We start from the raw sequence: 25,515 nt of genomic DNA on the forward strand, positions 1-25,515 counted from the left end.
AAACTGAAATTAGTTGAATGGGAAAAATAATCAAAAGATAGTAGAATAGTACTAATTTCATACAGAGGGTTCAGCATGAGCGTATTATACGGATACAATGAAAATTTAGATGGCAAGATACTTCCCAGAAAAAAAGGGAATTTTGAATACCATGAAGAAGTTATCGCCGTAGAGTTAAATTCAGGTGCAGATCAACAGGTGATTAGTAAATTAGAAGATGCACTATCGGCTGATTTTTTAGAAATAAATAAAAATAACTTGGCTATATTTAAAGCTAGATAAACTTATCATGCAATTTATGCGGGAATAATTGCGTATAAACTTGCCATAAAATATTTAAATTACGGTGGCCTGTAACTTGGGCCACTTCTTCAATTGAATAGCCTTTTTCAAATAAACGGCTAGCACCTTCACGGCGTAAATCGTGATAGCGTAAATCCTCAATACCCAAAGCATTGCGTACACGTTGAAAACCAGATGAGACAGACTTAGGGTTATAAGGAAAAATCAATTCATCATCTTTTGGTTGTTTAAGAACTATATCAAAAGAGCCTGCAAGCAACGGAACAACCATGTGATTGCCTTCTTTTTTACGTGGGTCTTTTCTGTCTCGAACTAAAATAGTTTTATGTTCTTCGTTCAGATCATCCCAACGCAACTTACACACTTCGCCAATCCGCATACACGTTAAAATACTAAAATCTAAAATATCTAAAAAAGGTATTCTTACTTTGCCGTTAGGCCTAAAGCTCATACGTTCTTGCAAACCATCGCGCAATTTATCTAGTTCGTTTTCAGTAGGCCGTCTAGTTCTCTTTTGGCTTTTACCGACTAAACCCATTTCAATTAATACCGGAACTGCATCTTCGAATATTTTATAGTTAGCGTCGATGTTCCATACTGGCCCCGCTTTTTTCATAACACTGCGTAAATAGGCAATGTCATGATAAATGGTTGCGGGTCCAGCTCCTGCACTTCTGCGGTTTTTACAATGCTCGATTAAATCACTGGTTTTAAGTTCGTTAGATTCTACTTTGGCAATATCGCAATCAATCAGCATCTTTATCACAAACTGTTTTGAGCGGCCTGTAGCATTCCAAAGTTCGTGATTTTCGTAATACATCATTAAAAGGGTGCCCAGGGTGACCGCTTCTTTTGTTTCAGTCACCCTAGATTGCTCAATAGCGTTAACTTGTTTCTTGCCCCAACTATCAGCCAACACTCTTTTACTGAATGTTTTGCTTTCATTGTGTATAATCTTGCCCTTAGATTTCTCGCGAACTACGCATTTATAGCGGTATTCGCCTGAAGCAAGACGGCGTTTTTCGACAGTGTAAGAAGCCATTGAGTAACCCTAAGTTATTGATCAGTCCTACCCCGCTGGGGTGACTATAGGGTGACTGTATATCGAAACTCGCGGCAATTCAAGGCAATTCAAGGCAATTCGAATTATATGAGTAACACACTAAATAAGGGCTCTAGCCCAGCAATAGCAGGTAATACAGGGTTTAGGCGGTTTAGCGTGGCACCTATGCTGGATTGGACTGATCGTCACTGTCGAACCTTTCACCGCAAAATGACTAAGCATGCTGTGCTTTACACTGAGATGGTGACAACCGGCGCTATTTTATTTGGTAAAGGCGATTACTTACACTTTAATGAGCATGAAGGGCCAGTGGCACTGCAACTTGGTGGCTCAGATCCTGAAGCGTTGGCTAAGTGTGCAAAGTTAGCGGCAGAGCGCGGCTATCATGAAGTAAACTTAAATGTCGGCTGTCCGTCTGATCGCGTGCAAAATGGTCGTTTTGGTGCTTGTTTAATGGCTGAGCCTAAACTGGTTGCTGACTGCGTTGCTGCAATGAAGGCCGAAGTGACTATTCCTGTTACAGTTAAAACGCGCATTGGTATTGATGAGCAAGACTCGTATGAGTTTTTATGTGCTTTAATTGAAGCAAGTCATGATGTTGGCTGTGATGACTTTATTATTCATGCGCGTAAAGCGTGGTTAAATGGCTTAAGTCCAAAAGAAAACCGAGAGATCCCACCTCTTGATTACCCGCGCGTTTACCAGTTGAAAAAAGATTATCCGCAACTTCACTTAAGCTTAAATGGTGGCGTGAAAACAATTGCTGATAGCGTAGCTCACCTTGAGTATGTTGATGGCATTATGATTGGTCGTGAAGCGTATAGTAATCCGTTTATTTTGTCTGAGGTCGACGAAAACATTTATGGTGATGAAGCCTTTACGCTAAGTCGTCATCAGGTTGTGCGCTCGATGTATGACTATATTGAAGATGAAATGAGCAAAGGCGCTAACTTTTGGCATATTGCTCGCCATATGTTGGGAATTTTTCAAGGGCAACCTGGTGCGCGTGGTTTTAGACGCCACCTTTCAGAAAAAGGCCATGGTAAAGCGGCCGATTTATCTGTTATGGATAAAGCCTTAAGTTTTGTCCCAGAAGCCTAATCACAAAGCCTATTAAAAAAGCCACATTTTGTGGCTTTTTTTGATCCTAAAATTTGGTGAAAAAGTTAATTTTTTAGTCAAATTAGTTATTTTTCATTCAGTCACTAGTCAGCCTAAATCTAAATTTAATTGACTCAACTTATTGTATCTAAATAACAAATTTAATTTATTTGTTAGTTGGCACAAGAATTGGAATCTCCTAGCTATATTAACCCAATAATCAACAGGAGAGTCACATGGGTGTATTAAATCGCGTAAATGACATTATTCAGGCAAACCTTTCTGCAGCACTAGACAAAGCTGAAGATCCTGAAAAGTTACTTAATCTACTCGTGCAAGAAATGCAGGATGCACTGACTGAATGCCGTGCAACTGCTGCGACATTCTTAACGCAAGAAAAGCAAATGAAGCGTGAAATTGCTGCAAAAGAAGCAAAAGTAGCTGACTGGCAAGCGAAAGCAGAAAAAGCGCTGAGTAAAGATCGCGATGATCTTGCCAAAGCAGCATTAGTTGAAAAGCAGCGCTTAACGACAGAAATCGAAGCGCAACAAGCTGAAATGGATAAAGTGGCAGAGTCACTCGCTAAATTGACAGAAGATTGTCAGCGTTTACAAAACAAGCTTGCAGATGCAAAAGCCAAACAGCTGACTTACATGCAAAAAGAACGCGTTGTTACAGCACGCTTAAAAGTAAAAGAGCAGCTGCATAGCAGTAAAGTTGAAGATGCATTAGCGCGTTTTGACTACTTAGAGCAGCGCGTTGAAAACATTGAGTCGCAAGTTGAAGCGTATGAACTGACACAAAGTGATGCTGCAAATTCAACAGCAGCACAATTCGCTGCCCTTGAGAAAGATGAAGCAATCGATAAAGAGCTTGCTGACTTGAAAGCAACGATGAAGCAGTCGGCTTAGGAGGTTAATAATGAATACTTATCACACATCGACACGTTGGTACCGTGATCTGAGTAATAAAAAGATCTCGGGTGTGTGTAGCGGACTCGCTGCGCGCTTGGGCTTCCCTGTATGGTCAACACGTTTGGTCATGATCATATTACTTATTCAAATGCCGCTGTTAATAGGCGTGGGTTATTTAGTGGCTCATTGCACTTTACCAGTGAAAGGTTACTAGGAGTAGGATATGAAAACGTTAGCTATCATCATTTTGGCAATGTTATTACTATGCACTGATGCGGTTTCATTTGTATCGTTTGACTCATGGCAATTACCTTTATCAATTGCTGATATGAGTTGGGCTGGGCTTGAGGTCATCGGTGCAATAGTGGCAGTCATTGCCGTCGTTGCAGGTGTTGCGCTATTCACTATTGGGCTGCTAGGCGCAGGTGTTGTTGCTTTGATTGGTGTTGTGCTTGCGTTTTTATTTGGCTCAGTAATGATTGCATGGCCACTTTTACTAATCGCAGCATTATGCTGGTTGATTGCCGATAACAAAAAATCGCCAGCTTAAGGTACTAATAAACTGCCTTAATACATAAAATATGCTAAATTTAGCGGGTAAGTTAATGTCTTAACAAGGATTAAAACATAATGAAACTGTGGCCCGCACTCTCTTTTCTTACCGCAAGTTTATTCTTTAGTACTTTTTCATCTGCCCATAGTGGCCATGATCATAGCGATGTTGCCGAAGTAACCGTAAGCAACGCGCAGGTTCGTGAATTTTTACCAGCCAGTAAAGCCAGCGTGGCTTATTTAACTATTACTAACCCAAGCGAGCATGCAACGGTATTAACTAAAGCTGAGCTTGATGGTTTAGGACGCGTTGAAATTCATCAGCATATTCATGTTGATGGCATGATGAAAATGGAACAGGTTTTATCATTAAAGATTGATGGTCACAGCAGTGTTGAGTTTAAACCGGGTGGTTATCACTTAATGGTCTTTGAACCTGAAGATCAACTAAAAGCAGGGCAAGAACGAAAACTCACGCTATATTTTAATGATGGCAATCGAGTTTTTACTCAAGCCAAGGTTGTGTCTTTACAAGAAATGTCTGAGCAGGCATCAAAAAAAAGTAAAGAGCACTCACATCACTAGGAGGTATTATGTCTGAGCATAAAGGAAAAATAGCCAGTGCATTACTTATTATACTAATTATTTTTTACGCGATTGCTGTTTACTGGAGTAGTGAACCGGCTCGTATGGATGTTGTTAGCAAGGCAAAACAGGAAGCGCAAATGCGCGGTGAAAAGTTTGTCACCGGCTACACAACAACAACTACATTGATCAATGTGGCAAGTACATTATTAAATAAGCCTGGCGGTTATTTATCTAACGATATGATGCCACCAAGTGTAATGATGGATAACATGCCGGCGTGGGAATATGGCGCGCTTGAGATGACCCGAGATTTAGTGTTGTCGATGCGTAAAGACTTCAGTCGTTCACAGTCTCAATCAACTGAGCACGAAGCGCTTAAAAAAGCACAGCCGCAATTTAATATAAGCTCGGTAGCATGGGCATGGCCTAGCGCAGAAACTGAATATCAAAAGGGTATTGATTTACTGGTTGTGTACCGCACTCAAATTGCGGATCAGAACGATCGAGATAGCCAGTTTTATGCCCGTGCCGATAACTTACGTGGCTGGTTAAAAGAAGCTGAAAAGCGCTTAGGTAGTTTAAGTCAGCGTCTAAGCGCAAGTGTTGGCCAAGATCGTTTAAATACTGATTTAGCTGGCGATACTGCGGCTCATCAAGCAACATACACCCCTTTGCAAAGCCAAGTAAAAACATCTTGGTGGCAAATTGATGATGTATTTTATGAATCGCGTGGTGCAACGTGGGCATTACTGCACTTTTTACAAGCGGTTGAATATGATTTTGCTGATGTCTTAGAAAAGAAAAATGCTCGTGTTAGTCTGCAACAAATTATTCGTGAATTAGAGGCCACGCAAGAAACTGTGTGGAGCCCAATGATCTTAAATGGCAGTGGTTTTGGTTTTGTTGCTAACCACTCACTGGTCATGGCGAATTATATTTCTCGAGCCAATGCGGCTCTAATTGAACTTAGCGAACTTTTAGCGCAAGGATAAAATGATGAAAAAGTACTGTTTAGCAGCTGCCCTTTCAATGGCCTGTTTAGCTCCAACAGCGCAAGCTGATACATTATTAGGTTTATACCTAGGTGTTGATGGCTGGCAATCAGATAACAGCGGTAGTTTTGCTCAAGACGGAAATCTACAAAGCTTTAAATTTGATGATGAAACGTTTACGAGCTACTACGCAGCACTTGAGCACCCAGTGCCGTTAGTACCAAACATTAAACTAAAATACACTGAACTTGAGTTAAATGGTGATACAACACTTGATGAAACATTTAGTTTTGGTGGTTCTGATTACGTTGTAGGCACACAAGTAGGCACAGTGAGTGATTTATCACATGTTGACTACATCCTATATTACGAAATCTTTGATAATGATTTGGTTTCAATTGATTTAGGTGTAAACGCTAAACAATTTGACGGTGAAATTACGGTAACGGGTACATCGCAAGATGGTGGCCAAAACACGACTGAGCGCGTTGATTTTTCTGGTTTCGTACCTTTAGTGTATGGTCGTGCTGAAGTTGGTTTGCCGTTAACAGGTTTAAGCGTATTCTTTGAAGGTAGCTTACTGGCTATCGACGATAGCAAAATTCAAGACTACCAAGCGGGTGTTGCATACGCTTTACTTGATAACTTAGCAATTGATATGGACATTAAAGCGGGTTACCGCTCAATGACTTTAGAGCTTGATGATATCGATGATATCTACACAGATTTAGATGCATCAGGCCCATTTGCGGGTATTCAAATCCACTTCTAATCGAGTTTTTCGGTTTATATTTAGCTGGCAGTTTTATTTTAAAGCTTGCCAGCTAACTTCAAATTCATCTTCTAATGATGTTGAAAGTATTTGCTTATAAGCCTTATTTATTGGCGATGCGATTAGCTTTCTTAACTCGTCGCCCGTTTGTGTAAATTTATAATAACTGAGTACTAAGTCATTACTTTTTGCTTTTAAAACCAAGCGTTGATTCATAAAGCTCAGTACTAGTTCTTGGCCTGCTTTTAAAACCGCTGACTCGATTTCTTTTCGATACAGCAAGTTAATATCCATCAGGGTAAGAATGTCAGGAAAGCTAACAGGGGTTTTCCCTAAATTAAATGACACTTTGTTACCTTTTCTAAGTAAATCAAACAGCGAAGGTTTTTTGTAAAAGCCGAGTAAAATTAAGTGGCTGTTATCTTTTTCATTGAAGCCACACAGTGATGTACAGCGCTGAAGGGCATCTGCTTCGCGCTGTGTCATGTGTTTAAGTGTTTGTAGGCTTTTAATCGAAAAGGTGCCCGGTGACACGGTCTCACCTGCGAGTATTTTTGCCCATAGCTTTTGCATTGAAGAATTAGCTGTGTCTTCACATAAACTAATAAAGCGCTCTATCCAATCAAAATCTGGCTGATGTTGGCCTGTGACATCGGGGCAAAACGCCATGGCCATCGCCATAATGGTTTCGATATTTTCTTGGCGTTTTATAAATTGAATTTCTTGGCGAGTTTGAGCGCGCTCTAAAAGGCTTGCTTGCGCTTTAATTTGATAAGCTAACTGCTGTTGACCTTGTGCTGAATAGCTGTCATCACCAGCATGGTTGATCCTAGCCGATGATGCCTTATGAATCGGGTAGCCAAGCTGGTTTTCTATGATATTAGCAAGATTAACTCTCGCCTGAGCTGCTTTCACTGTCATCGGTCACACTGTCCTTGCCTGTTGTTGCTAACTGCGCATGAGTTTTGATGTTATTGAGCGCCAGTTTTACCGTGTTATTGAGAATATACTGGCTTAGTAAAGCAAGGTAGCCACCAATAATAGGGGTGTTGACCTCACCTTTTAGTGAACACTCAATGTTAACGTTATCGCCTTCAGGTAAGTAGCGGATTGTGCCCTGGGCAATGTGTTCTTTATTAAATAAGATATTAAATGAAAGTTGGCTGTTGTCGAGTTGGGTGATGGTCATTTCACCTTCGCCAAAGCGACTTTGCCAAAATTGATGTGCACCCACACCTTGGCTAGGTTCTGCAATGGTAAATTCAATACTCGGGTCGACAGCTTGCCATGGTTGCCATTTGTGCCATTGATTAAAGTCGCCAACAAGGCTCGCAACCTCAGCACTGCTCGCATTCACTTTAATTGATTTGTGAACGGTATATTGCGGTGAAAGCATGAGCCCAATCACAAGTGAGATCAGAATGCTGATAAAAATCGCTTTTAGGGTAAAAATGAGTATTTTAATAATCTCACCTCAGGCAATTGTTTTATAACTTTCATAACATTATACGTAACATAGACTATAATCTGTTTGATACTATATAAGCTATCACTAATGTATCATAGTTAAATAAGTGATAGAATTTTGAGCATCGCTGTAAAATGGAGTGGCGCCATAGTTACAGTATTACGGGGATCACTCTAAGGAATTATTAATGGCATCAGAGAGTAACGACTTTTTGTTTAGTGACCAAGATGACGAACAGTTAGTGGATGAAACTGTCTCTGATTTTTGGGACGTATTAATTGTCGATGATGATCCAGAAATACATTCAGTTACTAAGCTTGCTCTTTCAGGCGTTGAGTTCTGGGATAAAGGGCTGCGATTCCATCATGCCTACTCAGGTGCAGAAGCGCTCGAACTACTTAAAAATGATCATTCGATTTCGGTAATACTCCTTGATGTGGTTATGGAGTCAGATGATGCTGGCTTGCAAGTTGTAAAGCAGGTTAGAGAGTGCCTTAATAATCACAATGTGCGCATTATTTTACGTACCGGACAACCAGGCTATGCACCTGAAGAAAAAGTGATCCGCGAATACGATATTAACGACTACAAAACAAAAACAGAACTAACACGTAGTAAACTTATTACCGCTCTTGTAACGGCTATTCGCTCTTATGAGCAAGTATGTCAGCTCGAATTTCAAAGCCGCGCGTTAAATAATATTTTGTATGCATCTAAGGCTATTCTTGGTTTTACTGATATCAAAGCTTTTTCGATGGCAGTGATTAAGCAGCTCTCAATTATTTTAGATTGCGAACCGCAAGGTTTACTTTGTGGTTCTATCGAAGATGATAACCAGGTTTATGTTTTAGGTGGTTGTGCTGAATATAATGAGTTTATTGGCCAGGGTATTGAGCAGCTTGATGATGGCCGTATTATCATGCAAGTTAATAACTGCCTAGCCCAAGGTGAGCATCAGCACACCGGTGTAGACAGTACGTATTTATTAAAAAGCAAAAACCGCCAAGCTGCTATTTACTTAGAAACCGAGCACACACCAAGTCCTTCACAACTACAATTTGCAGAGATATTTTTAACCAATGTCAGTGTTGGTCTTGATAATGTTAGGTTGTTCAACCGTTTACGTGATGCAGCTTATAAAGATGTTTTAACTGGCTTATCGAATCGTAACGATTTCATGAATAAAGTGGAGCGTTACTACCAGCCGGGTAAAAGTGACTATGTCTTTTTATTAATTGATGTTGCGCAATTCTCAGATATTAATAATGGCTTAGGCCAAGAGATTGGTAACTTATTACTAAATGCCATTGTTGATAGACTGCATCAAGAATACCCAAATGCAAAGCTGCTTTCGCGTATTGGTGCAGATGTGTTTGGCTTACTGTTACCCGTTGGTGAATGTGATGTTGAGCTACTACGCGAGCATTTAAGTTTGCCGTTTAATGCCGGTGAACACATTTTACCAATCAACTTTAATATTGGCCTATGTTATCAAGGTGATTTCTTACAAGCAGGGATCGAGACCTTAAAGTTGGGCTACATTGCGCTTAACCAAGCTAAAAAACAATCTTCTGAAATGGTGGTGACGTATACCCCAGACATGGAAGAGAAAATGGCTTGGCGTTTAGGGATCATCAGACAACTTCGTCAAGATTTCGAGCAGCGTAAATTAGAGGTTTGGTTTCAGCCACAACTTGATTTAAATACACTTGAAATCATTGGCTGTGAAGCGCTACTGCGTTGGCCGTCAGGTAATGGTCAGTATATTTCGCCGGCGATTTTCGTTCCTATGGCAGAAGATGCCGGTTTAATTGTTGAAATAGGGCAATGGGTGCTAGAGCAAGCATGTATGCAGCAAAAGCGCCTCGAAGCAATGGGCTTTGCAATTAGCATTGCTGTAAATGTTTCAGTGCCGCAATTTAAAGTTAAAGGCTATGCGCAGCAGGTTAAAGACACTTTAATTAAGTACGATGTAAAACCGCAGTTTATTGAACTCGAAGTGACCGAAAGCGTGGTAATGGATGAGCTAGCTAATGTGATCACCACATTAAAAGAGCTTAAAGAGTTTGGTATCGAGATTGCGATTGACGACTTCGGTACAGGGTTCTCATCGTTAAGTTACTTGCAAAAACTGCCGCTAGACAGACTTAAAATAGATCGCGCCTTTATTAAAGATTTACCAGGTCAAGATTGTCAGGCGATTGCTGCGTTAATTATTTCTCTTGGTGCAAGGTTAGGCTTAAAAACCATTGCAGAGGGGGTCGAAACACAAGCGCAAGCAGATTATTTAGCCCAGCTTGGCTGTGATGAAGTGCAAGGCTTCATGTATGCTAAGCCTATGCCAGAAAAAGAGTTAATTACCTACCTGCAAGCTAAACAATAGAAAGTTTCAACAAAAGCATATTAATTAAACAGCGCCCTCCCATGTGAGGGCGTTTTGTTTTCTATAATAATCTATAAGACTGAGGTATAATTCGCCCCTTTTGTTAGCAGAGTACACTTTATGAGCGCATTAAAAGCCGAGCGAGGCCTGTTTTCTTACCCTAAGTATTGGGCTGAATGCTATGGCACGGCGCCATTTTTACCAACCACTCGTGCAGAAATGGACGCGTTAGGCTGGGATAGTTGTGACGTGATCATTGTCAGTGGTGATGCGTATGTAGATCACCCAAGTTTCGGTATGGCTGTGATAGGGCGTATGCTTGAGTCACAGGGTTTTCGTGTTGGTATTATTGCGCAGCCTGATTGGAACTCAAAAGATGCCTTTATGGCGTTAGGTAAGCCTAACTTATTCTTTGGTGTTACAGCGGGTAATATGGACTCGATGATCAACCGTTATACTGCTGAAAAGCGTATGCGTCATGATGATGCTTATACGCCGGGTAACATAGGCGGTAAACGTCCTGACCGTGCGGTAGTTGTATACAGCCAACGCTGTCGCGAAGCTTATAAAGATGTGCCGCTGATCATTGGTGGTATTGAGGCGAGTTTACGCCGTATTGCTCATTATGATTATTGGCAAGAAAAAGTACGCCGTAGCGTATTGTTTGATGCCAAAGCTGACATTCTAATTTACGGTAATGCTGAGCGCCCACTTGTTGAAGTTGCCCACCGTATTGCCGCGGGTGAGTCGGTTGACACAATTCAAGATATTCGTGGTACTGCGGTTATTCGTAAGGAACCATTACCGGGTTGGCGTGGTAGTGACTCAACTGCAATTGATAAAATCGGTAAGATTGATCCAATTCCAAACCCGTATGGCGCAGATGATGTGGGTTGTAGTAAATCAGAATTTAAAAAAGCAGGTATTGATTTAAGTGCCGAGGCGGCTAAGCCAATCACTATCCAGCCAGCTCGCCCTAAGCCTTGGGAAAAGACCTACGTTAAGCTACCAGCGTATGAGCAAGTAAGCGTGAATAAACCGCTTTATGCCCATGCCTCGCGTATTTTGCACCAAGAAACAAACCCAGGTTGTGCACGTGCGTTATTTCAACGCCATGGCGACCGTTCTATTTGGGTTAATCCGCCTGCATTTCCGCTTGAAACTGAAGAAATGGATGGCGTATTTGGTTTGCCATATCAGCGTATTCCGCACCCAAGCTACGGCGATGAAAAAATCCCAGCTTATGAAATGATTAAAACTTCGGTGAACATCATGCGTGGTTGCTTTGGTGGTTGTTCTTTCTGTTCGATTACAGAGCACGAAGGACGTATTATTCAAAGCCGTTCTGAGCAATCAATTATTGATGAAATTGAGCAAATTCGTGACAGAGTGCCAGGATTTACAGGGGTTATTTCTGACTTAGGCGGACCAACAGCGAATATGTATAAGTTACGCTGTAAGAGTAAAAAAGCAGAGAGTACGTGCCGACGTTTATCATGTGTTTATCCTGATATCTGTAAGCACATGGACACGGATCACACCCCAACTATTGAGCTTTATAAAAAAGCCCGTGATGTAAAAGGTGTTAAGAAAATCCTGATAGCGTCTGGCGTACGTTATGACTTAGCCGTTGAAGACCCTCGCTATGTAAAAGAGTTGGTTACCCATCACGTAGGCGGGTACTTAAAAATTGCCCCTGAGCATACTGAAGATGGCCCATTGTCTAAGATGATGAAGCCGGGCATGGGAGCTTACGATAAGTTTAAAGAGCTATTTGATAAATACTCAAAAGAAGCGGGTAAAAAGCAGTATTTGATCCCGTATTTTATTTCTGCTCACCCAGGAACGAAAGACGAAGATATGGTGAACATGGCGTTGTGGTTAAAGTCTAATGACTTTAAGCTTGATCAAGTGCAAAACTTTTATCCATCACCGATGGCTAATGCAACCACGATTTATCACACTGAAATGAACTCGCTGCGCAATATTAAGAACAATACTGAGCAAGTGCCTGTTCCAAAAGGCGCACGTCAGCGTCGCTTACACAAAGCGATTTTACGTTACCACGATCCGGCTGGTTGGCCGATGATCCGTGAAGCACTAAGAAAAATGGGCAAAGCGAATCTAATCGGTAAAGGACCGAACTGTTTGGTACCTGAAGAAGGTCGTAACGAGAAAGCTGCTAGAGGAAAGGGCGGTAAAGGCCGTGCGGCATTGACTCGTCACACCGGTTTTAGCCAGTTTAAAAAGGCCAATACCAAACCTCGAGTAGGTAAAAATAAGCAGCGCGCAAAGTAAATAGATATAAATACGGCCCTTTAAGGGCCGTTTTTATTTATACCAATTCGCTTAACTAAGTATTATTGCGAATTGGTATCAGATTAATAACCAGGTTGCAGTGCCTAAAAAGGCAAAGATACCAACAATATCGGTCACGGTTGTCAGCACCACGCTCCCTGCAAGGGCTGGGTCTATTTTCATTTTCTTAAGAATTAGTGGAATGCTCGCACCCGCAATACCAGCGGCAACAAGATTCATAAACATTGCAAAGGCCAGTACTGCGCCGAGTTTAAAGTCCCACTGCCATAGGGCAACCACACCAGCAATTAATATCGACCAAATAATGCCATTCAGTGCGCCAATCGCAAGCTCCTTAAGTAATAAGAAGCGTTGGTTGGTTTGGTTGATATGACCTACCGCTATACCACGAATAACCAGGGTTAAGGTTTGGCTACCCGCAACACCTCCCATTGAAGGTACGATACCATTGAGTACCGCTAAAATAGGCAAGATTGCTAAGGTGTTTTCGAAAAAGCTTGCCACAATTGCTGCTAACAATGCGGTTAATAAGTTAACCCCAAGCCAAATAGAGCGACGCTGCGAACTTTTTAGCACTGGCGCAAAGGTATCTTCTTCGTCGTCAAGACCAGCGAGGCTTAGCATGCTGTGCTCTGCATCTTCACGGATTACGTCAACGATATCATCGATGGTAATACGACCAAGCAAGTGAGCGTTATCATCCACAACAGGGGCTGAAATCCAGTTGTGACGCTCGAACAGTTGCGCTACATCACTTTCATCCATAGAGATTAGGATTGACTCACAGTCTTCATCCATTAAATCACGAACAATTTTATCTGAAGGACTGGTCAGCAATGTAGTTAATGAAAGCGCGCCTAAAAAGCAGTTATGCTTATCAACTACATATAAGTCATCGGTACCCTCTGGTAGCTCCCCTCGTAAGCGTAAATAGCGTAGTACAACATCGAGGGTAACGTCAGGACGAATGGTGACCGTATCGCTGTTCATCAAGGCACCGGCTGAGCGCTCTTGATAAGAAAGTGCTTGAGTTGCTCTCTCTCTATCTTGCGAGTCCATGGCACTGACAACGTCTTGATATACGGTATCAGGAAGACTACGTAAAACCTCACCTAAGTCATCGTCGTCCATATCTTCAGTGGCAGCAGCAATGTGCTCAGGCTCCATCTGGGCAATAATGCCAAGACGTACGTCTTCAGAGAGTTCTTCTAGAACATCACCACGGACATCTGGATCAACCAGCTGCCAAAGCATACGACGAATTTTATGGGGAGAAGATTCAAGTAAAAGGGCTGTATCACAAGGTGCCGTTTTGGCTAACATACCGCGCACTTGAACAAATTGACCACTATTGAGTGACTTGGTCACTTGTTTGAGTTGTTGTAGTGGGTAATCTTGTTCAAAGGCTTCTGGCATTGGCGTCCTTACAACTGAAAAAAGTTTAAATAGGTTAAGCAAATACAGCATAGTTGCTTTGTAGTGTATTTGCAGAGATATCGTCGCACTGCGATAAATTTATTAAGAGTTTTGTAATTTAGAAAAGCGAGCGATATAAAAGTAGGATATTTAAAGGGAATTTTAAATATCCGAATTAAGTTTACCGTAAACCTTGAAGTCTTAGCAAATGCTATTCTTGCTCGTGGAAGCGTTGTGCAATTAATTCGCCGATTGCCGTTAATGCAGCATCGGCGTCAGGGCCTTCGCACACAACGCGAACTTCTTTACCCTGACTACTTTCAAGTAGCATTAATGCTAACACGCTGTCGCCTTCAGCTTCTTTATCATCTTGATAAAGCGTAATTTTGGCATCAAATTGCAGTGCTAATTGCGCTAAAACAGTAGCAGCACGAGCATGTAAGCCAAGTTTGTTTTGAATTAAAAAGGTATCTTCAGCGTGCATTGTTGGTGCCTAATTAAATGTCTTGTTCGCGGTGGCGAATTTTTACATTAGCATGGCTTTTGGCAAAGCTCTCACCAATTGTTTGCGCTAAGTAAACAGAGCGATGCTGGCCGCCGGTACAACCAATAGCAATGGTCAGATAACTGCGGTTATTGCGCTCTAAATGTGGCAACCAAGTTTGCACAAAGGTTTGTATTTGCCACGTGAACTTTTGCACTATGCTGTGGCTAGCTAGGTAATCTTTTACTGGTTGATCAAGGCCGGTTAGTGGCTTTAAATCAGGTTCCCAGTGTGGGTTAGGTAAAAAGCGTGCGTCAAAAACGTAGTCAGCTTCTTTAGGAATACCATGCTTAAAGCCAAACGACATAAAAGTAATAATTAGTTTTTTATCTTTTTTACCTAAAATCTTTTCGCGAATTGATTCTGCTAACTGATGAACACTCAGATCAGTAGTATCAATCATAAAGTCAGCGCGAGTGATCAACACATCAAGCAGGATTTTTTCTTGTTTAATGGCCAGATCAAGCGGCAAAGAATCAATAGATAGTGGATGCAAGCGGCGTGTTTCTGAAAAGCGCTTGATCAGAGTTTGGTCATCACTGTCTAAATAGAATAGTGTTGGGTTTGCGAAACCTGGCAGGTACTCAAGAATATCATTAAATTCTTGCTGCTCTTTCGGTAAGTTGCGCACGTCGATGCTGACCGCTATTTTATCGTAGTTATCAGACACACTTCGTACGAGCGAAGGCAGTAAATTAACCGGAATATTATCAACGCAATAATAGCCTAAGTCTTCAAGTACTCGTAAAGCGACCGATTTACCTGAGCCTGAGCGACCGCTGATAATTATTAATTCCATTTATGCCTCTGCTGATATGACCTGAAACAGTTGCTGATCGGTAGTAGCACTACGCAGCTGTTTACAAAATTCTTTATCTTTAAGTCTATCAGCAATTGTTGATAAGGTCTTTAGGTGAAGCTGACAGTCACCATCTGGTACGATGAGTGCCACAAAAATATCAACTGGACGATTATCAATTGCATCAAAATTAATAGGGGATTCACTCACTATCACAAATGCATGAGGCTCATCTGCGCCGCTCATTCGGCCATGTGGAATAGCAATACCTCGGCCAATGCCGGTGCTACCTAGTTTTTCTCGGTTGAGTAAAGCATCTAGGATATCTTGTTGCGATAAATGAGGAAGCTGCTGGTGGGCCAGTTCGCTGATATATTCAAGAATTCTTTTTTTGCTATTAAAAAGGACCGCAGCTTTGCTGCAGTCCTGGTTAGTAAGTGAACTTAGTTTCATAATTTAATGTCGAGCTAATTTCTCTTTGTGTTTAATGACTTGGCGATCAAGTTTATCGATCAGTGAGTCAATGGCTGCGTACATATCTTGATGCTGAGTAGAAGCGAACAATTCGCCTCCGTTTACATGTAAAGTTGCTTCTGCTTTTTGGCTTAATTTTTCTACATCTAGAATGACATGAACATTATTAATATGGTCAAAATGCCTTTCTAGTTTCGCAAACTTGGTGTTTACATAGTCTCTTAATGAATCTGTGATTTCTACATGACGACCAGTTAAATTTAGTTGCATAAGCATTTTTCCTTCTATGTAAAACGTCTAAATCAGACTCTTACGCTGATTAGACGGAGGTATTGCTAGAGACTCACGATATTTTGCAATTGTACGTCTAGCTACTTTAATTCCTTGCTCAGCCAATATATCTGCAATTTTGCTATCACTCAATGGTTTAGCTGAGTTTTCTGCAGCGACTAACTTCTTGATTAAAGCGCGTATTGCTGTAGAAGAACACTCACCACCATTTTCGGTGCTGACATGGCTTGAGAAGAAATATTTCAACTCAAAAATACCCCGAGGGGTATGCATATATTTTTGCGTTGTTACCCGTGAAATCGTCGATTCATGCATTTCGACCATTTCAGCAACATCATTTAGCACCATCGGCTTCATTGCCTCAGGGCCATGCTCAAAGAAAGCTTGTTGTTGTTGAACGATACAGTTGGTCACTTTTAATAGCGTATCGTTACGGCTTTCTAAGCTCTTAATAAACCACTTTGCTTCTTGTAAGTGAGAGCGAATAAATTGGCTGTCGCTACTTGATTTAACAGAGCGAGACATCGCCGCATATTGGCTGTTCACTCTAATCTTTGGCATACAGTCTGGGTTTAACTCGACTACCCAGCGACCTTTTACTTTTTTTACTGATACATCAGGTATGACGTACTCAGACTCTTCGCGTACTATGCTATCCGCAGGCTTAGGATTTAAGCTGTGGATGAGCGTCATCACTTCTTTAAGCTCGTTTTCTTTAAGCTTAGTCTTTTTCATCAAAGTTCGATAGTCGCGACTCGCTAATAATTCGATATGCTCAGATAAAACCATTTTAGTTTCAGCTAAATATGGCGTATTAGCATCGAATTGGCGTAACTGAATGCACAGACATTCTTGTAAACTGCGTGCGCCAATACCAACAGGATCAAATAACTGAATTCTTTTTAAGACCGCTTCGACTTCATCAAGTTCGATTTCTTCTTCATCGCTATTTTGATTAAAGCTTTCGACGATATCTTCACAGCTTACCGTTAAAATACCTGATTCATCGATAGCTTCTACAATTGCCACAGCAATCGCTTCATCGGTAGGGCTAAATGGCGTGAGTTGCAATTGCCACATTAGGTATTCGTGAAGGGTTTCGGTTGATGCACCTTGATAGATAGATTCATCTTCAGGCATTGGCCCTGACGATGTTGAAGGGGCGGCACTCATGTACTCATCCCAGGTGACATCCATGGCTAAGTCATCGCTTACGGTGTCTTTATTGAGAGCGTCACTACTTTCTTGCTCGTACTCGCTAGGTGCTTCTTCGGCAGACGCGCTGACTTGTACATCCTCAGATTCAGCTTTTTGCTCATTCTTGCCGGTGCTTTCTTCGTTGTAATCCGCTTCTTCCACTTCAAGTAGAGGATTACTATCAAGCGCTTCTTGAATTTCTTGCTGGAGATCCAATGTACTGAGCTGCAACAAACGAATAGCTTGTTGCAGTTGTGGAGTCATTGTAAGTTGCTGGCCCATGCGCAGCTGTAATGATTGCCTCATGTATCCCTAACAATCCTTTTAAAGTTATCGATAACTGTGCAAACACAGTTAAGTCATTATCGATTTATTGTCATTGTTATTAGTCTAGCAGATGCTCTAGTCGCTGGCGTAATGGTTACAGCCTGAATTGCTCGCCTAGATATACATCGCGTACAGTTTGGTCTGCTAATACGTGCTCAGGTGTGCCTGATGCAATTAGCTCCCCATGAGAAACAATGTAGGCTTTTTCACAAACATCAAGGGTTTCTCGAACATTATGGTCAGTAATTAGTACACCGATACCACGATTTTTTAGGTGCTCAATTATTTTCTTTATATCTAACACTGAAATTGGATCAACACCAGCAAAAGGCTCATCTAAAAGGATAAATTTAGGATTAGCGGCTAATGCACGGGCAATTTCAACGCGGCGGCGTTCACCACCTGACAGTGCCATACCTTGGCTATCGCGAATGTGTTGGATGCTAAATTCATCGAGCAAGCTATTTAGTGTTTCTTCGCGACCTGCTTTGTTTAGATCTTTACGGGTTTCTAAAATAGCCATCAAGTTTTGGTAAACCGTTAACTTTCGAAAAATTGACGATTCTTGTGGCAGATAGCCGATACCTAAGCGGGCACGATTGTGCATTGGTAAAAGGGTAATATCGTTATCATCAATGCTGATTTTACCTTTGTCGCTTGGTACTAAGCCTACAATCATGTAGAAGGTGGTGGTTTTACCTGCACCATTTGGGCCAAGCAAGCCAACAATGCTGCCTGCTTCAACTTCAAGGCCGACATTTTTAACCACTTGGCGGCCTTTGTAGCTCTTAGCTAAAAGCTCTGCTTTTAATGTACTCATGGTTGGCCTTTATTGTCTTTTTTATTTTCAACAGGCACTAAAATAGTGTGTACACGATCTGTTGAATTTTCGTCTTTTTCAGCACTGATCAGCTGCTGTGCCATATCATAGGTAATGCTTTTAGCTGTCACTTTTTGACCAGCTTGAGTAACTTCAGCTTCACCATTTAAGGTTAAGAAGCGTTTTGCAACATCATAACGAACTTCTTCGGCGCTGGCGCTCATCACGGTGCCATCAGTTTGCTTTTCTTCGAAGTAAGCTGGTGTGCCTGTAGCAATAATTAACTCTACTGTACCTTCGGTGTCGCCGCCATGTGCTTCAAGGCGTTCAGCGGTAATACGACGATTACCATGCACGATCTCTACGTTACCTTCGAATATGCCAACGCCATCTTTTAGTTTACCTACTTGGCGATCTGAGCTAATGCTAATTTGAGCGCCTGTTTGCTCGGCAGCTGCGCCCGAAAAAGCAATCAATAAGCTTGGGATCAGGAGTAATTTCTTCAGTTTATTGGTCATAGTATATAGTTCGTGTATGGTTAGTTAACTCAACAATTTCGGCTTTTAAATCGGCTTTTAAGCCTTTACCGGTAATCTTTAAATTCGGTCCTGTTAGTGTCACAGGTTGCTTAGAAAACATGGTCATTTTATCAATGTCGACATTAATGTTTTCTGCTTTTATATCTTCAATCATGCCGTTGTGGGTTAAGTTTTTAGCAACTACATCCCCTTCAAAAATCAGCTGATCGTTTTCGTACAATGTGGCTTCTTTGGCTTTTACTTGCCAAACCTGCTGGTCGCCATAAATAGTAAAAATAGGTTGCTCAAAAAAGGTAAACCCTAATTGTTGATACAACTCCATTTTAGCAGCAGCCACTTTATGACTAATTTTGCCTTGCTCGTCATACGCTGTTTGCTTTAAGGCCACTGCGGTGTAATCAGGTGTTGCGATGATCTCGTCTTCACTAGTTATTGTGTCTGTTGATTGGTTAAAGTACGGGTACCACAACCACACCATGCAACAAACAAAAACAATACTCAGTAAAATACGGGCTATATTCATGCGCTGGTTCCATCGCTAGTCAACGGCTTACCGTTTTCTAACATCAGTAAATCAGTTAATTCACGCACAGCTCCAAAGCCACCTGGTAATAGTGTGGTGTAATGAGCCAGCTTTTTAATCAGTGGGTGTGCGTCGTTTACAGCAACAGCAAACCCTACTTTTTCCATTACTGGTAAGTCTGGACCATCATCACCAATATAGGCAATTTGTTCATCAGTCAGCCCCAGTTTATCTTTTAACTCTTGATAAGCAATCAGCTTATCTTCTTGTCCCTGATAAATGTGCTGAACAGTTAGGCTAGTCATTCGCTGCTGAACTATTTGTGAATGGCGGCCAGTAATCACTGCCACTTCAAAGCCACTATTAATGAGCGCTTTAATACCAAAGCCATCTTTAGTATTAAATGCTTTAAGCTCTTCGCCATCATTACCTAAATAAATTCGGCCATCAGAAAAAACACCATCTATATCGCAGATTAGCAATTTTACTTTTTGTGCGCGCTGACTCACATCAGGGCTAAGAGGCTGGTATAGCTCGGCGAATGTCATTGCTTAAAGAACTCCTGCTTTTAATAGGTCTTGCATATTAAGGGCACCAATTGGCGTATTACTTTGATCTACCACAATTAAACCATTGATACGTTTACGTTCCATAATATTTAAAGCTTCAGCTGCAAGCATATCAGGGCGAGCAGTTGTACATGAACGGGTCATTACTTGGCTAATTGCCGTGTTATGGATATCGATGCGCTGTTCTAAAATACGGCGTAAGTCACCATCAGTGAATAATCCGGCTAACTTTTCATCTGCACCAATCACCGCGGTCATACCAAGGCCCTTGGCTGACATTTCGATTAGCGCGTCTTTAATGCTTTGGGTTTCGCTAACGATTGGCGTTGCGTCGCCTGCGTGCATCACATCATCTAATGTAAGCAATAAACGTTTACCTAAGCTGCCACCCGGGTGCGAAAGCGCAAAATCATCGGCTGTGAAACCACGGGTTTCAAGTAGTGCAACCGCCATAGCATCACCCATCACAAGTGTTGCTGTGGTACTTGCAGTTGGCGCAAGGCCTAACGGGCATGCCTCTTGGCTTACTTTAATGCACACATGTACATCAGACAGTTTTGCCATGGTTGAGTCTGGGTTGCCTGTGAGTGAAATCATTTTTGCGCCAATGCGCTTGATAACAGGAATAATGCTAAGTACTTCGCTGGTTTCGCCTGAGTTCGAAATACACATCACCACATCATCACGGGTGATCATGCCTAAATCACCATGGCTTGCTTCGCCAGGGTGAACAAAAAATGCCGGTGTGCCAGTACTTGCAAGGGTCGCCGCAATTTTATTACCAACGTGGCCAGACTTGCCCATACCAATCACAATAATACGACCTGTACATTGGAACATTAATTGGCAAGCGTTATCGAAATCTTGATTTATATATTGCTCAATTTCTTGTAAAGCTTGTGCTTCAATTTCGAGTACGCGCTTACCCTGCGCGATAAAGCTAGGTTGTGTCATTAATTATCCTACTTGGCTGAAAATATAGCCCTGATATGCAATAAATGCGACTAACAAGAAGCCACCTTCTACTCTATTGATACGACGAGCACCTTTAAAGTTCAATGACATGGCAATCAATACAACGGTTGCTGCAATCATGATAAGTGCATCGCGGTTTGCCGCAGATGGGTCAATAATTGATGGGTTGATAATACCCGCAAGTGGTAATACGGCGAGTAAATTGAAAATGTTTGAGCCAACGATATTCCCAAGCGCTAAATCGTCTTCGTTCTTTAATACCCCAGCAATACAGGCTGCCAGCTCTGGTAGGCTGGTACCAATAGCAATTATGGTTAAACCTATTACAAGGTCTGATAGACCAAAATATTTTGCGATATCAACGGCTGATTCAACTAAAAAGTGTGAACTGACTGGTAATAAAATCATGCCGATGATTAACCAAAACACGGCAGATTTAGTGCTTACATCGTTCGGAACGTCTTCACATGCTTCGCTGACAAATGGGTCATCTTGGTTTTTAGCACGCAGAGATACAATAACTAAGCCACCAATAAACACTGCAAAGGCAATCATCAAGGCAATGCCTTCAGCGAATGAAAAATAGTTATCTGAGAACACATACCAAGCTGCTACTGAGATTAACAATACCAGCGGCATTTCGCGTTTAAGTGTCATTGAAGATACTGAAAGAGGGCGTAGTAAGGCTGTGACACCAAGTACAAGTAGGATATTAGTAATGTTAGAACCTATAGCATTACCTACTGCAGTATCTGTTTTATCAGCAAGTGCTGCCGATGCAGATACCATCATTTCAGGGGCTGATGAGCCCATAGCAACAACGGTTAAACCAATGATTAGGGTGGGGATCCCCATATTTTTTGCGAGTGCAGCCGCCCCATAAACAAATCGATCGGCACTCCAAACGAGTGCAGCAAAACCAATAATTAAAATGACAAAAGAAGTCACCATTGTGATACGCCAACATTACTTATACAGATGACTGCAAATAGTAACAAAAGCGAACCTGAAAGTATAAGTAAAAGAATGGGCTGGCGAGCATAAAGCGTGCTTGACGAGGAAACTAAATTTCAGGTGTCGTTAAGCTCTTTGCAGCTAGCTTTAGAATTTATTGATAGAAAATATTACAAAATTTTACGATTTGTTTTTTCCATCTTGACTAAAAAACCCTTAAAATGGCAAAACTAGTGAAAAACGTTATGGAGAGCGACTTGTCGCAATCAATAGTAGAAATCAAGGATGTAACCTTTTCACGGGGCGATAGAATCATATATAAAAATATGAGTTTTAACATTCCGAAAGGCAAGATTACCGCTATCATGGGACCAAGCGGCATTGGTAAAACCACCATGTTACGCTTAATCGGCGGTCAGCTTAAACCTGATTCTGGTGACATTTTATTTGAAAGCAATAGCATTCCTGGCATGACTCGCAAGGAGCTTTATGCTGCCCGCACCAAAATGAGTATGCTGTTTCAAAGTGGCGCTTTATTTACCGATATGTCAGTGTTTGACAATATCGCCTTTCCTTTGCGTGAACATACTCAACTCAGCGAAGACTTAATTCGTCTTGTCGTTTTAATGAAATTACAAGCTGTCGGCTTACGTGGGGCACAAGACTTAATGCCGTCTGAGCTTTCTGGTGGTATGGCTCGCCGTGCTGCTTTGGCGCGTTCAATTGCCCTTGATCCAGAGCTTATCATGTACGATGAACCATTTGCTGGCCAAGATCCTATCTCTATGGGTGTGTTAGTTAAGCTAATAAAATCACTGAATGAGGTGCTAGGTTTATCATCACTTATCGTGACCCATGATGTAACAGAGGTTATGAGCATTGCTGATCACGTGATTATTATTGCTGATCAAGGGGTGATAGGCGAAGGTTCTCCAGAGCAAATGCAAAACCATGAATCTGAGCTTGTGCAACAGTTCTTAAATGGTTTATCGGATGGCCCTGTACCATTCCATTTCCCAGCTCCTGCGTATGATGATGAATTACTAGGAGTGCATAATGCTTGATCTATTCCAGAAGTTAGGTCACAAAACATTAGGGCGCTTTGCAGCGCTTGGCCGTTCTACTCAGATGCTGTTTGGTGCACTCGTTAATGTGCCGAACTTCAAAAAAGGCACGCCTTTACTTGTTCGCCAATTATATATGGTGGGCTCGCAATCTCTTTTAATCATTATGGTGTCAGGCTTATTCATCGGTATGGTGCTCGCCCTGCAGGGTTACACCGTATTAGTAGGCTATGGTGCTGAAGATAGCTTAGGGCCTTTAGTGGCATTGAGCTTATTACGGGAGCTAGGCCCTGTAGTAACAGCGTTACTGTTTGCAGGCCGCGCGGGCAGTGCACTTACTGCTGAAATCGGTTTAATGAAAGCAACCGAGCAATTATCAAGCTTAGAAATGATGGCTATTGATCCACTTAAACGCATTATTGCACCGCGTTTTTGGGCTGGCTTTATCAGTATGCCATTACTTGCATTAATATTTTCTGCGGTTGCTATTATCGGCGCTCATTTAGTGGGTGTTGATTGGCTTGGTGTTGACTCAGGAAGCTTCTGGTCAATCATGCAAGCGCAAGTGTCGTTCCAACAAGATATTGTGAACGGCATGATTAAGAGTTTTGTATTCGCCATGATTGTGACTTGGATTGCACTTTACAAAGGCTATGACTGTGTTCCTACATCTGAGGGGATCAGTAAAGCGACAACAGAAACCGTTGTGCACTCGTCATTGGCAGTATTAGGTTTTGACTTTATTTTAACAGCGGTAATGTTTACCAGCTAATTAGGGTATAAAGATGAATTCACGGAAATTAGAAATATTAGTTGGCTTTTTTGTAGCCCTTGGTATCGCTGCATTTGCATTATTAGCATTTAAAGTTGCGAATGCCGGCATTAGTGGTAGTGGTGAGACTTACCAATTGAACGCAAAGTTTGAAAACATTGGTTCTTTAAAAGCACGTGCGCCTATCAAAGTAGGTGGTGTAGTTGTTGGCCGAGTTGAATCAATCTTTATTCACCCAAAAGAGTTTGTGCCTGTGGTTAATATGGCGATTGATGCAAATTACTTATGTAAGTTTTCAGACACAACATCAATCTCTATTTTGACATCAGGTATTTTAGGTGAGCAGTACTTAGGCATTAACCCTGTTATTGCTCCTGAATCTGCTGAGCAACGCTGTATGGGTGAAGATGTAACAGCAAGTGAGCATGATACAGATCTAGATGATTTATTTGGTGTTGAAAGCAAAGCGCTTGCAGACGGTGACTACATTACTGATACAAAATCAGCGCTTGTTTTAGAAGAATTAATTGGTCAGTTCTTATTCAACCAGGGTGGTGAATAATTATGTTTAAGAAGTTTTTATTATGTATTGCTGTGCTGTTTAGCCTAAACGCACAAGCCGCTGAACCTAAGGTTGATTTAAAAGACCCTTACAAAATGGTTCGTACAGTGTCAGATAATACTTTTGCACGTATTACTAAAGACCAACCTCTTATTGCGAAAGACAAAGAGCATCTACGCGTTATCGTAGAAGAAGAGCTAATGCCTTACATTGACTACAAGTATGCTGCACTGCGCGTATTAGGTAATCACGTGTCAAAGGTGCGTGCTATCGAAGATAAAGAGGAAAAAGCAAAGGCAATTAAAGAGTTAAAACGCTTCATTGACGTTTTCCAAAAGTATTTAATTGCAACTTACGCAGGTGTGTTTACTCAATACACTAACCAAAGCGTTGAGTTTGCTCCGCCTCAGCCTTTCAAAGGCCAAGATGTGGTGGTTGTTAAAACTAAGATTGTTGAAGCCGGTAAACCTGATATCAGAATCGACTTTAAAGTACGTGAAGACCGCACTGGTGACTGGGGCGCGTACGATATGATTGCAGAAGGTATTAGTTTGCTTGATGCTAAACAAAGTGAATTACAAGGTATTTTACGCCAACATGGTCTAGATTATGTAAGTGACTTACTAGAGCAGAAGAGCCAACTGCCAGTGCAATTTAGAGGTGATGGTGGCGATGAGTAAAGTCGAGATTACTCAACTTGAAGATAACCAGTTTCGAGTCAGTGGCGAACTGACTCGAAATTCAATCGGCCGTGAACGCCTTCTGAACGCCAAGCCAGATTCTAGCCATAAAACATGGTATTTTGACCTTTCTGGGCTATCTAGGGTTGACACGGCGGGCTTAGCTTGGTTAATTCACTCTTTCGCAGAATTAAAGCAGCAAGGTATTCACCTTGAACTGCAAAATAGCCCTGAACAATTGCAAAATTTAATGCAGTTGGGTCAGGTCACAAACCTATTTGAGTGAGATTTATGGAAACAAGCCAAGTCGAAACGTTATTACGCGACGAATTAAAACTAGATGAAGTGATTGTTAAAGCAAATGGTAGCCACTACGAAGTGATTGCTGTTGGTGAGTGTTTTGATGGTTTATCTCGCGTGAAGAAGCAACAGTTGGTTTATGCTCCGTTAATGTCAACAATCTCAGACGGTACAATCCACGCTGTATCTATCAAAGCGTTTACACCGACTGAATGGAAACGCGAACAAAAATTTATTTTACCTCAATAGTCGCA

At 41.6% G+C, this 25,515-nt stretch carries 31 protein-coding genes; 16 read left to right on the forward strand and 15 right to left on the reverse strand.

Features of this window, described 5'->3' with window-relative positions; translation table 11 throughout:
* Positions 1–75 precede the first annotated feature (75 nt).
* Positions 76–282, forward strand: coding sequence for a hypothetical protein (locus MTF66_RS19820; RefSeq protein WP_248528176.1), 207 nt, complete (start codon positions 76–78; stop codon positions 280–282).
* Here MTF66_RS19820 and MTF66_RS19825 read toward each other — a convergent pair.
* Complete coding sequence (locus MTF66_RS19825) at positions 275–1,345, reverse strand: site-specific integrase (RefSeq protein ID WP_248528179.1); 1,071 nt, start codon at positions 1,343–1,345, stop codon at positions 275–277. The genes MTF66_RS19820 and MTF66_RS19825 overlap by 8 nt on opposite strands.
* A gap of 108 nt (positions 1,346–1,453) precedes the next feature.
* Between MTF66_RS19825 and dusA the strand changes: the two genes are divergently transcribed.
* The 7 genes from dusA (at position 1,454) to MTF66_RS19860 (ending at position 6,285) form a co-directional block, all read left to right on the forward strand.
* Positions 1,454–2,467, forward strand: coding sequence for a tRNA dihydrouridine(20/20a) synthase DusA (dusA, locus tag MTF66_RS19830; RefSeq protein ID WP_282454149.1), 1,014 nt, complete (start codon positions 1,454–1,456; stop codon positions 2,465–2,467).
* 236 nt (positions 2,468–2,703) lie between these two features.
* Positions 2,704–3,378 carry a PspA/IM30 family protein gene (locus MTF66_RS19835; protein ID WP_130166183.1) on the forward strand — a complete coding sequence of 225 codons (675 nt, stop codon included), beginning with the start codon at positions 2,704–2,706 and terminating at the stop codon, positions 3,376–3,378.
* 10 nt (positions 3,379–3,388) lie between these two features.
* Positions 3,389–3,595, forward strand: coding sequence for a PspC domain-containing protein (locus MTF66_RS19840; RefSeq protein WP_054554145.1), 207 nt, complete (start codon positions 3,389–3,391; stop codon positions 3,593–3,595).
* 9 nt (positions 3,596–3,604) lie between these two features.
* Entirely contained in the window at positions 3,605–3,931 is a 327-nt protein-coding gene (locus MTF66_RS19845; protein ID WP_054554146.1) for a hypothetical protein, read from the forward strand.
* A gap of 80 nt (positions 3,932–4,011) precedes the next feature.
* A complete protein-coding gene (locus tag MTF66_RS19850; RefSeq protein WP_248528182.1) occupies positions 4,012–4,518 on the forward strand; it encodes a copper chaperone PCu(A)C in 507 nt (168 codons plus the stop codon).
* Between the two features lie 8 nt (positions 4,519–4,526).
* Positions 4,527–5,513: a DUF2333 family protein gene (locus MTF66_RS19855; protein WP_054561115.1), complete on the forward strand. Its 987-nt coding sequence runs from the start codon at positions 4,527–4,529 to the stop codon at positions 5,511–5,513.
* 4 nt (positions 5,514–5,517) lie between these two features.
* Positions 5,518–6,285 (forward strand): TIGR04219 family outer membrane beta-barrel protein, encoded by a 768-nt coding sequence (locus MTF66_RS19860; RefSeq protein ID WP_054561114.1) that lies wholly within the window; start codon positions 5,518–5,520, stop codon positions 6,283–6,285.
* A gap of 33 nt (positions 6,286–6,318) precedes the next feature.
* Here MTF66_RS19860 and MTF66_RS19865 read toward each other — a convergent pair whose 3' ends face one another.
* Together MTF66_RS19865 and MTF66_RS19870 are read right to left on the reverse strand one after the other, a co-directional pair.
* Positions 6,319–7,206 (reverse strand): TIGR03899 family protein, encoded by an 888-nt coding sequence (locus MTF66_RS19865; protein WP_248528185.1) that lies wholly within the window; start codon positions 7,204–7,206, stop codon positions 6,319–6,321.
* Positions 7,175–7,681 (reverse strand): SRPBCC family protein, encoded by a 507-nt coding sequence (locus tag MTF66_RS19870; protein WP_248528187.1) that lies wholly within the window; start codon positions 7,679–7,681, stop codon positions 7,175–7,177. Before MTF66_RS19870 ends, MTF66_RS19865 begins: the two co-directional genes overlap by 32 nt.
* 259 nt (positions 7,682–7,940) lie before the next feature.
* On the opposite strand from MTF66_RS19870, the gene MTF66_RS19875 reads away from it, so the two are divergent.
* Both MTF66_RS19875 and MTF66_RS19880 read left to right on the forward strand, forming a co-directional pair.
* Positions 7,941–10,136, forward strand: a complete 2,196-nt coding sequence (locus MTF66_RS19875; RefSeq protein ID WP_248528189.1) for an EAL domain-containing protein — start codon at positions 7,941–7,943, stop codon at positions 10,134–10,136.
* Positions 10,137–10,256: 120 nt separating this feature from the next.
* The gene (locus MTF66_RS19880) at positions 10,257–12,434 is read left to right on the forward strand and encodes a YgiQ family radical SAM protein (RefSeq protein ID WP_248528191.1); all 2,178 of its coding nucleotides are present in this window, start codon (positions 10,257–10,259) and stop codon (positions 12,432–12,434) included.
* Positions 12,435–12,512: 78 nt separating this feature from the next.
* On the opposite strand, the gene mgtE is transcribed toward MTF66_RS19880, so the two are convergent.
* From mgtE to MTF66_RS19940, 12 genes are all read right to left on the reverse strand, one after another.
* On the reverse strand, positions 12,513–13,871 hold the full coding sequence (gene mgtE, locus MTF66_RS19885; RefSeq protein ID WP_054561109.1) for a magnesium transporter: 1,359 nt from the start codon (positions 13,869–13,871) through the stop codon (positions 12,513–12,515).
* Between the two features lie 211 nt (positions 13,872–14,082).
* Complete coding sequence (locus MTF66_RS19890; protein WP_054561108.1) at positions 14,083–14,355, reverse strand: HPr family phosphocarrier protein; 273 nt, start codon at positions 14,353–14,355, stop codon at positions 14,083–14,085.
* 13 nt (positions 14,356–14,368) lie between these two features.
* Positions 14,369–15,214 carry an RNase adapter RapZ gene (rapZ, locus tag MTF66_RS19895; RefSeq protein ID WP_054561107.1) on the reverse strand — a complete coding sequence of 282 codons (846 nt, stop codon included), beginning with the start codon at positions 15,212–15,214 and terminating at the stop codon, positions 14,369–14,371.
* Complete coding sequence (gene ptsN / locus MTF66_RS19900) at positions 15,215–15,667, reverse strand: PTS IIA-like nitrogen regulatory protein PtsN (protein WP_054561106.1); 453 nt, start codon at positions 15,665–15,667, stop codon at positions 15,215–15,217.
* 3 nt (positions 15,668–15,670) lie between these two features.
* Positions 15,671–15,958, reverse strand: a complete 288-nt coding sequence (gene hpf / locus MTF66_RS19905) for a ribosome hibernation promoting factor (RefSeq protein WP_058585935.1) — start codon at positions 15,956–15,958, stop codon at positions 15,671–15,673.
* A gap of 27 nt (positions 15,959–15,985) precedes the next feature.
* On the reverse strand, positions 15,986–17,482 hold the full coding sequence (locus MTF66_RS19910; protein ID WP_248528195.1) for an RNA polymerase factor sigma-54: 1,497 nt from the start codon (positions 17,480–17,482) through the stop codon (positions 15,986–15,988).
* Between the two features lie 115 nt (positions 17,483–17,597).
* The gene (gene lptB, locus MTF66_RS19915; RefSeq protein WP_054561103.1) at positions 17,598–18,323 is read right to left on the reverse strand and encodes an LPS export ABC transporter ATP-binding protein; all 726 of its coding nucleotides are present in this window, start codon (positions 18,321–18,323) and stop codon (positions 17,598–17,600) included.
* Positions 18,320–18,841, reverse strand: coding sequence for a lipopolysaccharide transport periplasmic protein LptA (gene lptA, locus MTF66_RS19920; protein WP_217875674.1), 522 nt, complete (start codon positions 18,839–18,841; stop codon positions 18,320–18,322). The genes lptB and lptA overlap by 4 nt, the downstream gene beginning before the upstream one ends.
* Positions 18,831–19,385, reverse strand: a complete 555-nt coding sequence (lptC, locus tag MTF66_RS19925) for an LPS export ABC transporter periplasmic protein LptC (RefSeq protein WP_058585932.1) — start codon at positions 19,383–19,385, stop codon at positions 18,831–18,833. The genes lptA and lptC overlap by 11 nt, the downstream gene beginning before the upstream one ends.
* A complete protein-coding gene (kdsC, locus tag MTF66_RS19930) occupies positions 19,382–19,933 on the reverse strand; it encodes a 3-deoxy-manno-octulosonate-8-phosphatase KdsC (RefSeq protein WP_054561100.1) in 552 nt (183 codons plus the stop codon). The genes lptC and kdsC overlap by 4 nt, the downstream gene beginning before the upstream one ends.
* Positions 19,934–19,936: 3 nt before the next feature.
* Positions 19,937–20,908, reverse strand: coding sequence for a KpsF/GutQ family sugar-phosphate isomerase (locus MTF66_RS19935; RefSeq protein ID WP_062566529.1), 972 nt, complete (start codon positions 20,906–20,908; stop codon positions 19,937–19,939).
* A 3-nt stretch (positions 20,909–20,911) separates the two neighbouring features.
* Positions 20,912–21,880, reverse strand: coding sequence for a calcium/sodium antiporter (locus MTF66_RS19940; RefSeq protein ID WP_248528198.1), 969 nt, complete (start codon positions 21,878–21,880; stop codon positions 20,912–20,914).
* Positions 21,881–22,128: 248 nt separating this feature from the next.
* Here MTF66_RS19940 and MTF66_RS19945 point away from each other — a divergent pair, with 248 nt between their 5' ends.
* The 6 genes from MTF66_RS19945 to MTF66_RS19970 are packed head-to-tail and all read left to right on the forward strand — an operon-like array spanning position 22,129 to position 25,510.
* Positions 22,129–22,947 carry an ATP-binding cassette domain-containing protein gene (locus MTF66_RS19945; RefSeq protein WP_082665651.1) on the forward strand — a complete coding sequence of 273 codons (819 nt, stop codon included), beginning with the start codon at positions 22,129–22,131 and terminating at the stop codon, positions 22,945–22,947.
* Positions 22,940–23,719, forward strand: coding sequence for a lipid asymmetry maintenance ABC transporter permease subunit MlaE (gene mlaE, locus MTF66_RS19950; RefSeq protein ID WP_054554167.1), 780 nt, complete (start codon positions 22,940–22,942; stop codon positions 23,717–23,719). Before MTF66_RS19945 ends, mlaE begins: the two co-directional genes overlap by 8 nt.
* Positions 23,720–23,732: 13 nt before the next feature.
* A complete protein-coding gene (mlaD, locus tag MTF66_RS19955; RefSeq protein WP_054561096.1) occupies positions 23,733–24,281 on the forward strand; it encodes an outer membrane lipid asymmetry maintenance protein MlaD in 549 nt (182 codons plus the stop codon).
* A gap of 2 nt (positions 24,282–24,283) precedes the next feature.
* Entirely contained in the window at positions 24,284–24,961 is a 678-nt protein-coding gene (locus MTF66_RS19960; RefSeq protein ID WP_248528202.1) for a phospholipid-binding protein MlaC, read from the forward strand.
* Positions 24,954–25,247, forward strand: coding sequence for a lipid asymmetry maintenance protein MlaB (locus tag MTF66_RS19965; protein ID WP_054561094.1), 294 nt, complete (start codon positions 24,954–24,956; stop codon positions 25,245–25,247). The genes MTF66_RS19960 and MTF66_RS19965 overlap by 8 nt, the downstream gene beginning before the upstream one ends.
* 5 nt (positions 25,248–25,252) lie before the next feature.
* The gene (locus MTF66_RS19970; protein ID WP_054554171.1) at positions 25,253–25,510 is read left to right on the forward strand and encodes a BolA family protein; all 258 of its coding nucleotides are present in this window, start codon (positions 25,253–25,255) and stop codon (positions 25,508–25,510) included.
* Positions 25,511–25,515 lie beyond the last annotated feature (5 nt).

Source organism: Pseudoalteromonas sp. 2CM39R, from assembly GCF_023161845.1.

Excerpts from the sequence above, each read along its gene's own strand:
- MTF66_RS19850 (WP_248528182.1), top strand. The coding sequence starts at position 4,012 with ATGAAACTGTGGCCCGCACTCTCTTTTCTTACCGCAAGTTTATTCTTT.
- MTF66_RS19945 (WP_082665651.1), top strand. The coding sequence starts at position 22,129 with ATGGAGAGCGACTTGTCGCAATCAATAGTAGAAATCAAGGATGTAACC.
- MTF66_RS19970 (WP_054554171.1), top strand. The coding sequence starts at position 25,253 with ATGGAAACAAGCCAAGTCGAAACGTTATTACGCGACGAATTAAAACTA.
- MTF66_RS19825 (WP_248528179.1), bottom strand. The coding sequence starts at position 1,345 with ATGGCTTCTTACACTGTCGAAAAACGCCGTCTTGCTTCAGGCGAATAC.
- MTF66_RS19880 (WP_248528191.1), top strand. The coding sequence starts at position 10,257 with ATGAGCGCATTAAAAGCCGAGCGAGGCCTGTTTTCTTACCCTAAGTAT.
- MTF66_RS19870 (WP_248528187.1), bottom strand. The coding sequence starts at position 7,681 with ATGCTTTCACCGCAATATACCGTTCACAAATCAATTAAAGTGAATGCG.
- ptsN (WP_054561106.1), bottom strand. The coding sequence starts at position 15,667 with ATGAAACTAAGTTCACTTACTAACCAGGACTGCAGCAAAGCTGCGGTC.
- MTF66_RS19820 (WP_248528176.1), top strand. The coding sequence starts at position 76 with ATGAGCGTATTATACGGATACAATGAAAATTTAGATGGCAAGATACTT.
- lptB (WP_054561103.1), bottom strand. The coding sequence starts at position 18,323 with ATGAGTACATTAAAAGCAGAGCTTTTAGCTAAGAGCTACAAAGGCCGC.
- MTF66_RS19860 (WP_054561114.1), top strand. The coding sequence starts at position 5,518 with ATGAAAAAGTACTGTTTAGCAGCTGCCCTTTCAATGGCCTGTTTAGCT.
- mlaE (WP_054554167.1), top strand. The coding sequence starts at position 22,940 with ATGCTTGATCTATTCCAGAAGTTAGGTCACAAAACATTAGGGCGCTTT.
- mlaD (WP_054561096.1), top strand. The coding sequence starts at position 23,733 with ATGAATTCACGGAAATTAGAAATATTAGTTGGCTTTTTTGTAGCCCTT.
- MTF66_RS19965 (WP_054561094.1), top strand. The coding sequence starts at position 24,954 with ATGAGTAAAGTCGAGATTACTCAACTTGAAGATAACCAGTTTCGAGTC.
- MTF66_RS19960 (WP_248528202.1), top strand. The coding sequence starts at position 24,284 with ATGTTTAAGAAGTTTTTATTATGTATTGCTGTGCTGTTTAGCCTAAAC.
- dusA (WP_282454149.1), top strand. The coding sequence starts at position 1,454 with ATGAGTAACACACTAAATAAGGGCTCTAGCCCAGCAATAGCAGGTAAT.
- MTF66_RS19855 (WP_054561115.1), top strand. The coding sequence starts at position 4,527 with ATGTCTGAGCATAAAGGAAAAATAGCCAGTGCATTACTTATTATACTA.
- MTF66_RS19835 (WP_130166183.1), top strand. The coding sequence starts at position 2,704 with ATGGGTGTATTAAATCGCGTAAATGACATTATTCAGGCAAACCTTTCT.
- MTF66_RS19940 (WP_248528198.1), bottom strand. The coding sequence starts at position 21,880 with ATGGTGACTTCTTTTGTCATTTTAATTATTGGTTTTGCTGCACTCGTT.
- rapZ (WP_054561107.1), bottom strand. The coding sequence starts at position 15,214 with ATGGAATTAATAATTATCAGCGGTCGCTCAGGCTCAGGTAAATCGGTC.
- MTF66_RS19875 (WP_248528189.1), top strand. The coding sequence starts at position 7,941 with ATGGCATCAGAGAGTAACGACTTTTTGTTTAGTGACCAAGATGACGAA.
- MTF66_RS19910 (WP_248528195.1), bottom strand. The coding sequence starts at position 17,482 with ATGAGGCAATCATTACAGCTGCGCATGGGCCAGCAACTTACAATGACT.
- kdsC (WP_054561100.1), bottom strand. The coding sequence starts at position 19,933 with ATGACATTCGCCGAGCTATACCAGCCTCTTAGCCCTGATGTGAGTCAG.
- MTF66_RS19935 (WP_062566529.1), bottom strand. The coding sequence starts at position 20,908 with ATGACACAACCTAGCTTTATCGCGCAGGGTAAGCGCGTACTCGAAATT.
- MTF66_RS19890 (WP_054561108.1), bottom strand. The coding sequence starts at position 14,355 with ATGCACGCTGAAGATACCTTTTTAATTCAAAACAAACTTGGCTTACAT.
- lptA (WP_217875674.1), bottom strand. The coding sequence starts at position 18,841 with ATGACCAATAAACTGAAGAAATTACTCCTGATCCCAAGCTTATTGATT.
- hpf (WP_058585935.1), bottom strand. The coding sequence starts at position 15,958 with ATGCAACTAAATTTAACTGGTCGTCATGTAGAAATCACAGATTCATTA.
- MTF66_RS19845 (WP_054554146.1), top strand. The coding sequence starts at position 3,605 with ATGAAAACGTTAGCTATCATCATTTTGGCAATGTTATTACTATGCACT.
- MTF66_RS19865 (WP_248528185.1), bottom strand. The coding sequence starts at position 7,206 with ATGACAGTGAAAGCAGCTCAGGCGAGAGTTAATCTTGCTAATATCATA.
- MTF66_RS19840 (WP_054554145.1), top strand. The coding sequence starts at position 3,389 with ATGAATACTTATCACACATCGACACGTTGGTACCGTGATCTGAGTAAT.
- mgtE (WP_054561109.1), bottom strand. The coding sequence starts at position 13,871 with ATGCCAGAAGCCTTTGAACAAGATTACCCACTACAACAACTCAAACAA.
- lptC (WP_058585932.1), bottom strand. The coding sequence starts at position 19,385 with ATGAATATAGCCCGTATTTTACTGAGTATTGTTTTTGTTTGTTGCATG.